Origin of the sequence: Terrisporobacter mayombei, from assembly GCF_020748465.1 — a bacterium.
In the GTDB taxonomy this organism is placed as follows: domain Bacteria; phylum Bacillota; class Clostridia; order Peptostreptococcales; family Peptostreptococcaceae; genus Terrisporobacter; species Terrisporobacter mayombei.
Genome location: NZ_JAHZMP010000018.1, coordinates 1 through 6,285 on the forward strand (window position 1 = coordinate 1; position 6,285 = coordinate 6,285).

Below are 6,285 nucleotides of genomic sequence, written 5' to 3' on the forward strand. Positions count from 1 at the left end.
ATGTGGTTATTATAGCAAAGAGGATACACCTGTTCCCATTCCGAACACAGAAGTTAAGCTCTTGAGCGGCGATGGTACTTGGGGGGCGACCCCCTGGGAGAGTAGCACGTAGCCACGTAATCTTTTTCTATGCACAGAATTATTTTATGTAGTTCTGTGCTTTTTTGCGTTTTATAGAAAAATACAAACTATTGATGAGAGATAAACAATAGTTTGAGTTTGCTAAATAATATAAAAAATACTTCAGATGAATTAATATTTATATGTTGAAGTTTTAATTATTTAAATCTAAGTAAAAGTGGATAGTATATATGGTTATTTAAAGTGTTAAAATATTTTTTCTATGGTAGAATTGTAAGGGGAGGAATTTATGGAATCATTTGTATTTAAAATGTCATATACGTTATTAATTGTATTTAAAATTTTAGTATTTAAAAATTTCCTTGATATTTACCAAAACAAAAAAAGAAAAGACAAAGAAGTAAAAAGTTCTCTTTGGAAATTTATAATATTGGTTGTGGTTTTAGTTTGTCTGGACAATGTTTTTGATTTGAATAGAATAGCTATGCTAGATTTGTGGTCAATGGAATTGAATTTGTTCCAGATTGCATTTATTTTTATAATTATGTATTTTTGTAAAAGAAATTATGAGATGAAGTTGTGGCAAGCATTTATGTTTTTTATAGTTTATAAAAATGTACTTTTTATTACTGAAAATATAATTTATTGGGGAATTACATTTTTTTGTATAGCTATTGGGCTTGGTGGCGATAACTATCCAGGTATATTAGTCGCAATTTTACGTAGAGTACTAGTTTTTATCATTTTATTTGTATTAAATTTAATATTAAAAAAATATAGAAACACTTTTAAAGACAAAAAATACATAATAAGTATATTAGTAGTTATATTTTTAGTAACATTTTTGCATATATACGATTTTATAGATAATTATATTTGGATAAATGGAGTTGAATTTAAAAATTCAACATATAAAGAGATATGGAGTTTGATGGATAGTTTTTTATATCAAAACATAATTCCATCATTGGTTGTGATTGTTATACTTTTAATATTTACAGTTAAGAAGATAAAAGAATCCATAATTTTGGAAAAGGAAAAAGTAGTGATAGAAGAAAAAATAAGATCTCAATACAATTACTATGAAAAAATAAAAGAAAATGAAGGTAGAACTAAACGACTTTACCACGATTTAAAAAATCATTTGACCTGCATCAATAATATTGATGCAAATGAAAATACTAGGAAATATAGTATGGAACTTCAAAAAGAAATAGAGAAAATAGAATATATATATAACACTAAAAATGATATATTAGACATTATACTTAAAGAAAAAAATGATATTTGTATAGATAATAATATACATTTTTTTGCAGATATAAATTTTGAAAAATGTAACTTCGTGCAAATGATTGATGTGTGTAGTATTTTTTCGAATATATTAGATAATGCAATGGAAGCATGTTTAAAGATAAAAAATAGTGAAAGAAAAATATATATAAGAGGAACTATAGTTAAAAATTATTTTGTATTGAAGAGTGTGAACTCAAAAATAAATGATATAAAAACAGATGATAATAATATTATAAGTAGCAAAAAAGATAAATATTTTCATGGAATAGGTTTAAAAAGCGTTGAAAATTCATTGAATAAGTACAATGGAGAGTTTAGATTCAAGGACTTGGGTAATGAATTTGAACTAGATATTTATATTCCAATAGAAAGTGAAGTGAATTTGAACTATGAAAAAAATAGTATTATGTGAAGATGAATTAAGCCAACAAAAGTTGATAAAAGGGTATATCGAAAAAATTTTCGAAAGTAGGAATGAAGAATATGAGCTTTTGATTTATATAAATGGAGAAAGTTTAATAAAAGATTATCCAGAGAATGTAGATATATTTTTATTAGATATACAATTAGAAGAGATTGATGGAATGAATTTAGCTAGAAAAATAAGAAATATGTATGATAAAAATGTAGAAATTATATTCACTACATCTTTGATAGACTATGTACAAGAAGGATATGAAGTAAGGGCTTATAGGTATTTGCTAAAGCCTATAAAATTAGACGACCTAGAGAGACATTTGATTTCTTGTTTTAATGAAATAGAGAGAAACAAGGGCAAAGAGTTAATTTTGAGTTCTAAAACTGAAATATTTAAGATAAACACAGCAGATATTTGCTATATAGAAGTGTTAAAAAGAGAAATAACTATACATACAAAAACATCTGAGCACTCTATTAATATGACTATGGATAGTATAGAAGGTAAAATAAACCAAAAAAATTTTCATAGATGTCATAAAAGTTATTTGATTAATTTGGACTATGTAGAAAAGGTAAAACAGTATGTAGTTATTATGGAGAATAAAGAAGAAGTTCCTGTAAGTAGATATAGATTTAAAGAGTTTAAAAACGTATACCTTGAAAGCCTTTTATCAGTATTATAAAAACTAAAACATGACAGTTGTAACATTTAAATGCACGGTTGTGCATAGTGCATTGTACATAAAAAAAATAGATGCTATCCTTTAGTCAAAAGAGGATAGCATCTATTTTTGTGCATAAGAATTATATCTTGGTTTATTAGAATGTAAAGTAAGATGCTGATAAAGTAGTTTAAGTGAAACTAATTAGCATTAAATAGCTATATATTAGTTAAAAAGGAGGTAATTATGAAAGGTGTTTTTACGTTAGCTTTTTCTTATCTGAAAAAGCAAAAAGGGAGAAGTTTTTCTATAATAGTAGCCATAGGATTGGCTACATTAATATCATTTTCCAATATTGTGCAAAAGCAAACAAATATAAAATTAGGTACAGAAAAGCTATACAATACATTTGGAACTTATGACTATGAATACAGTGATATTGATGATGAAGCATTGCAAAAAATATTAAATGATAATATAAGGGATGATAAATATACAATAATCAATTTAGGTAGTATTGTTTATAAAAATGGTGTGAAGAGTATTCTTAATACATATAATCCATATTATTTAGAAGAAAGCAAGTATGAACTTATAAAAGGAAGGGCACCAAAAAATGAAAATGAGATAGTTTTAGATAATAGAGCTATAGAGGAAATGAATTTAGAAAATAAATTAGGTGAAGAAATAGATTTTAATATAGCTAAAAAATATAAAAATCATGATGGAAATCAAGAAATATACAATAAAAATCATAAATTTAAATTAGTTGGAATAGTCAGCAGACCTAAGGATTACTATGAAGAATATAAAGAATATACACTTAGAGCTTTTACTGGTGGATATACAAATTTAATACCAGAAAACCTTATTACTAATGATGGTATTTTAAATGTAGAAAATGAAAAGACTACAATGGATAATATGTATAAAAGGATGAATGAATACGGCCTTACAGAGTATAACTTTACTATGAACATTGGTTTAATTCAAGGACTAAACTCCATTGGTGTTGGTGAAGAAGCAACTAGCTATGAAATAAGAAACATGTTATTCCCTATAGCTGTATCGGCACTTTTAATATGCAATATTTTTGTAATGACTTTATTTGATATGAAAAAATCAATAGGGATGTTAAGAGCAATAGGTACTAAAAGGCATCAAATATGTTCTATGATTTTTATACAAAGCTTAATATTGGTAACCATTGGTATATTATCTGGGTTTTTAATTGGCGGAGCGTATGTGTATAATTATATATCTAAAACGTATCCTCAAAATCCAAGCCTTTATATAACTAAAGAAGCAATATTGATACCAATATTAATAGCAATAATTACGGTGTTTATTTCAAATATAGTTCCGATATACAAGGCTACTAGAATATCTCCAGTAGAAGGAATGAGAGATAACGGTTTTAGTAACAGGAAGTTTAAAAATAGATTTTATTATAAATGGATAAGAAAAGTATTTAATATAACTGGAGAGATGGCATATAAAAATGTATTTAGATTTAGGACAAGAACCATTCTTTGTATATTATCTATGGGATTAGTTGGATCTATGTATATAACTGCATTATCAAATTATAACGAAATTGGTATGGATGTAATGCATATGCCAAGTCAAAATATTGATGAGTATGATATAAAACTAAATAAAGACGATTATAATGTGGAAAATGCTTTAGGGATGTATAGTAAGAGTGATGTAGAAAAAATTAAAAATATAAATGGTGTAGACTATGTAGATGGAAAATTAGTGTTATTTGGGTCTATGAATAATAATGAATCATATCTAGAAGTTAGGGGTTATACAGAAAAAGATCTGAAAAAATTAGATAAATACATAGAAGAAAAAAGTAATGAGAAAAATAGTGAATATATAAATGTTTTGGTTAATAATCATACTGATGGAACCAATGAACCAATAGATAAGGATTTGAAAATTGGAGAATTAATTGAAATAAAAATACCATCAGTAAATGATGGAAAGCTAAGTTATAAAGCTCAAAAAGTTAGAATCGCTGGTTTTTTAGATAGAAAATGGATTTTAAATAATTTCTATGGAAGAATGATAACGGTAATAATGCCAATAGAAGAATTAGCTAAATTGACTAATATAAATGATGTTAATGTAATAGGAGTAAAAGCTTCTAGTGGAAAAGAAAATGAAGTTGAAAATAAAATAGAAAAAATGATTGGAAATAAGGATTATAACAACATAGAAAGCAGAGCGAAATATAAAGCAGAACAAGAAAAATTACAGGAAATTGCTAAGATGCAGACTATGTTTTTATTATTACTTATGTCTGTGGTAGCTTCTTTAAATATTTACTACACTATAAAAACAGGAATACTAATTAGAACTAGAGAACTATCAACTCTAAGAAGTATTGGTATGAGTATGAAAAAGATAAAAAACATGCTTATTAAGGAATCTCTAATTTATGCTATTCTTAGCTGCATTCTAGGATCTGCTCATGCTATATATAAAGGATACAAGGATGTATCTATGGTTAATGAGATTATGGAAATTGGATTTGGAGCTAAGAATCTAGAAAAATTCGAAGTGCCTTTTAATGAAATAGTAATATTTACTTTTTTAGTGATAGTAGTTTGTATTATATCGGTATACTTGTCTAAGCGAAAACTAGAAAAAATGAGCATATCAGATGGAATTAATATGAATGAATAAGGGGGAATTAGTATGACGATATTAAGAATAGAAGATTTAAACAAAATTTACGGTAAAAATGAAAATAAGTTACATGTTTTAAAGAAAATAAATTTAAATATAGAAGAAAATAAATTTATTGCTGTAGTAGGTGCTAGTGGGTCAGGAAAAAGTACATTATTAAACTGTATGGCGGGTCTTGATAAACCAACTGATGGAAAAGTTTATTATAATAATGAAGAAATAAGCAATATGACAGATGGGAAGTTAGCTAATATAAGGATAAATAACTTTGGATTTGTTTTTCAAAATTTTAATTTAATACCAGTTGTTAATGTGTATGAAAACATAATAATGCCTTCATTATTAGAAAATAAAAAAGTAGATGAAAGATATCTAGAAGAATTATTAGAAAGATTACAAATAAAAGATAAAATAAAGAAATTTCCTAATGAATTATCTGGAGGTCAACAACAAAGGGTGGCTATTGCTAGAGCGCTTATAAATAAACCTAAAATTATATTTGCAGATGAGCCTACAGGAAATTTAGATACAAAGTCAACAGAAGAAGTTATGAGTATATTAAGAGAATGTGTGAATGATTATAATCAGACACTTATAATAATAACTCATAATGACATGATAGCTAGAGAAGCTGATATTTGTATAAAAATACAAGATGGAACAATAATGAATTAATCTAATACATAAAATACATAAAAATAAAACTCTAGTAATATTAGGGTTTTATTTTTATATGAAAGTTTAAAAACAATAAAAATGTAAATTTTTCAAAGTTAATCGTAAAATTGTGGATATTATAAGAGCGAATTACTATATAAGCTAAATACAGGTTGTATATAATGTGGATAGTTTAGAATAAATATGTGCATAACTTTAAATGATAAAGAAAAAATACAAAAATACTAAAAAAAATTAAGAAAAAATGTTGACGATATATTTTTTAGGTGATATAGTAATACTTGTCCTTGAGAAATGGACAAAACGTCAACAAAAACTTATTAAAAAAGTAGTTGACAAAGAAAAACAGCTTTGGTAAAATAAAGAAGCTGAAACAAGCAAAGAACTTTGAAAATTAAACAGTAGGTTAACAATAAATTAATTCTTTAAGAATTAAACTGAAACAACA

4 protein-coding genes and 1 rRNA gene are annotated in these 6,285 nt (G+C 25.6%); all 5 read left to right on the forward strand.

The genetic code is table 11. The features are described from left to right. Position 1: 1 nt before the first annotated feature. The 5 genes from rrf (at position 2) to K0039_RS19760 (ending at position 5,834) form a co-directional block, all read left to right on the forward strand. Positions 2-118: ribosomal RNA gene (gene rrf, locus K0039_RS19740) — 5S ribosomal RNA — on the forward strand. 252 nt (positions 119-370) lie between these two features. Then, the gene (locus tag K0039_RS19745) at positions 371-1,789 is read left to right on the forward strand and encodes a sensor histidine kinase (RefSeq protein WP_228106750.1); all 1,419 of its coding nucleotides are present in this window, start codon (positions 371-373) and stop codon (positions 1,787-1,789) included. Next, a complete protein-coding gene (locus tag K0039_RS19750; RefSeq protein WP_228106751.1) occupies positions 1,767-2,480 on the forward strand; it encodes a LytR/AlgR family response regulator transcription factor in 714 nt (237 codons plus the stop codon). Before K0039_RS19745 ends, K0039_RS19750 begins: the two co-directional genes overlap by 23 nt. A 225-nt stretch (positions 2,481-2,705) precedes the next feature. Beyond that, entirely contained in the window at positions 2,706-5,156 is a 2,451-nt protein-coding gene (locus K0039_RS19755) for an ABC transporter permease (RefSeq protein ID WP_228106752.1), read from the forward strand. A 12-nt stretch (positions 5,157-5,168) separates the two neighbouring features. Next, positions 5,169-5,834: an ABC transporter ATP-binding protein gene (locus tag K0039_RS19760; protein ID WP_228106753.1), complete on the forward strand. Its 666-nt coding sequence runs from the start codon at positions 5,169-5,171 to the stop codon at positions 5,832-5,834. Positions 5,835-6,285: the final 451 nt, after the last annotated feature.

Coding starts and splice junctions, on each gene's coding strand:
- K0039_RS19745 (WP_228106750.1), top strand. CDS start 371: ATGGAATCATTTGTATTTAAAATGTCATATACGTTATTAATTGTATTT.
- K0039_RS19750 (WP_228106751.1), top strand. CDS start 1,767: ATGAAAAAAATAGTATTATGTGAAGATGAATTAAGCCAACAAAAGTTG.
- K0039_RS19760 (WP_228106753.1), top strand. CDS start 5,169: ATGACGATATTAAGAATAGAAGATTTAAACAAAATTTACGGTAAAAAT.
- K0039_RS19755 (WP_228106752.1), top strand. CDS start 2,706: ATGAAAGGTGTTTTTACGTTAGCTTTTTCTTATCTGAAAAAGCAAAAA.